3 protein-coding genes and 1 pseudogene are annotated in these 2090 nt (G+C 34.5%); all 4 read left to right on the top strand.

Going from position 1 to position 2090, the window contains the following annotated elements; all coding sequences use genetic code 11:
* Position 1 precedes the first annotated feature (1 nt).
* Positions 2-523, top strand: a pseudogene (locus N1032_RS22685) (hypothetical protein).
* Positions 524-615: 92 nt separating this feature from the next.
* Complete coding sequence (locus tag N1032_RS22680) at positions 616-885, top strand: hypothetical protein (RefSeq protein ID WP_259542574.1); 270 nt, start codon at positions 616-618, stop codon at positions 883-885.
* 105 nt (positions 886-990) lie between these two features.
* On the top strand, positions 991-1407 hold the full coding sequence (locus N1032_RS22675) for a hypothetical protein (protein WP_259542573.1): 417 nt from the start codon (positions 991-993) through the stop codon (positions 1405-1407).
* A 315-nt stretch (positions 1408-1722) separates the two neighbouring features.
* A complete protein-coding gene (locus N1032_RS22670) occupies positions 1723-1926 on the top strand; it encodes a hypothetical protein (protein WP_259542572.1) in 204 nt (67 codons plus the stop codon).
* Positions 1927-2090: the final 164 nt, after the last annotated feature.

Raw genomic sequence — 2090 nt, 5'->3', positions numbered from 1 at the left:
CTTGCCTTCATTGAAGAAAGAGATTCTTAACCGCGATGGCAAATTGGTTATCCGTCCAGACAGTGGCAACTCTGTTGAGGTGTTGCTTGGTGGGTTTAAATTGACACATCCAAACACAACCAAAAACGATAAGAAGAATGCCAAACTTGGACTATTCAAAATCATTGAGAAACACTTCGGTTCAACAATTAATGCCAAAGGTTATAAGGTGTTGCCTATCACTTTCTTGTGAGGTGAAGGTATGACACCAGAGAAAATTGATAAACTTTATGGAGCAATGGCGAAAGCCGGTTACGCTTCTGAAAATGTCATCATCGGTGTTGGTTCATATGCTTACCAATTCCACACAAGGGACACACATGGAATAGCTGTCAAGGCAACATATGCGGAGTTTGAATTCAATGGCAAAACAATTAAAGCGAACTTGTTAAAAGACCCAATTACTGACAGTGGAGTGAAGAAATCGGCAACAGGATTGCTTGTTGTCAATCCAGACCTTACATTAAAAGACAAAGCAACATGAGTTGAAGTCAAAAGCAAGAACAACTTGCTAAGGAAAATATAATCAAAAAGTTGGTTATGTTTTTTTATTTTCAGTGTAAAATATAGTTGTATATGAAAGGAGCATTCAATATGCCAAGAAAAACAATTAAGAAATTAGTTGAAAAAGAAGTTAAGAAACATACACTTAAATCGACTAAGCAAGAAACAAAAGCAAAACAAACGATTACAGAATATGTAGGTGAAGGACACCCTGATAGAGTTGCAGATAAAATTGCTAAAATTATCAATGACTATGCAACTACATCAGCAACAGAAGTGATTATCAATAGAGCAGGTCTATATCTATCTGGTGAAACTTCTTTTGCAAACAAACAAGAGTGAAAGAAAGCAAAGCAAGAACTTAGGGCACTTCTAGACCAAATCGCTTCTGACTATGGTTTCAAAAAGAAAGTTAAGATTATTAACAAGTTTATTTCACAAGACACTATGCTTGCAGAAAGAAAAGTTAATAAGTTAGCAGGAGACCAAGAGGTTGTGTTCTACACAAAACTGAATGACAATGACCCACACCAAATTTTGAGAAACATTGATGAAAAGGTGTCATCAATCACAAAAACATTTGATTACAAAACACTTGTTAATACAAGAAACAAAACAATGAACCTATCAATTAACACTTCACATAAAAATTATGAAGAAGTGAGAAGACTTATTGTTGGTGAGTTATTCAAACACTTTGAAGGGTTTGACCTAAATGTATGTGGGTTTGTGGGTGGAAGCATCTATAACGACACAGGAGTAACAGGCAGAAAACTTATTGTTGAGCAATCAGGTGCTGGTTATCCACACGGGGGTGGGGCTTGTGTTGATGGTGAAACAGAATTTTTATCACCTATTGGGTGAGTTAAAATTAAAGATTTCAAACAACACCAAGTCGCGCAATGAAATGATGGCAAATTAGAATTTGTTACTCCTCTAAATTATATCAACATCAAAGGCGAATGACCGGCAATCAAATTTAATACAGAATCGTTAGATATGTTGCTGACAGAAGACCACGATGTGCTATATCAAACAGCAAAATTTAACTTAAACAAAATTAAAGCAATCGATGTGTACAATAATTTCCATAATTCAACTGGTTTTAGGGGCGGAATTCCGTTATATTGAATTTATGATGGCGGCAAAGGAATTGATTTAACTGATGAACAAATTAGAGTGCAAGTTGCCTTTAGTGCTGATGGTACAATCCTTAATGATGATAAAGGTAAAATAAGAATTAAGAAACCATTTAAAATAGAAAGATTAAAGTCGCTATTAAATGAGGCTAATATTCCATTCACTGAAAAAGTGGAAGAAGGTAATTTCCATTCATTCTTCTTTGTGCCACCAATTCTTGAAAAAACATTTACTAGTGAGTGATACTCTGTAAATAGACATCAAGTTAGTGTTATTGCTAATGAAATCACAAAATGAGATGGCGATAGAGACTTAACTTATCGCACAACAATTAAAGAAAATGCTGACTTTGTGCAATATATTTTTATGACTAATTTCCAATTATCGACTTCAATTTATATTGATGA

Source organism: Herbiconiux daphne, from assembly GCF_024979295.1.
GTDB lineage: Bacteria > Actinomycetota > Actinomycetes > Actinomycetales > Microbacteriaceae > Herbiconiux > Herbiconiux daphnes.
The sequence above is the reverse complement of the archived record's forward strand: the minus strand, read 5'-3'. Positions and strand labels throughout refer to the sequence as shown.

Bases quoted from the DNA above. Each gene is read 5' to 3' on its own strand.
- N1032_RS22680 (WP_259542574.1), top strand. From the start codon at position 616: ATGAAAGGAGCATTCAATATGCCAAGAAAAACAATTAAGAAATTAGTT.
- N1032_RS22675 (WP_259542573.1), top strand. From the start codon at position 991: ATGCTTGCAGAAAGAAAAGTTAATAAGTTAGCAGGAGACCAAGAGGTT.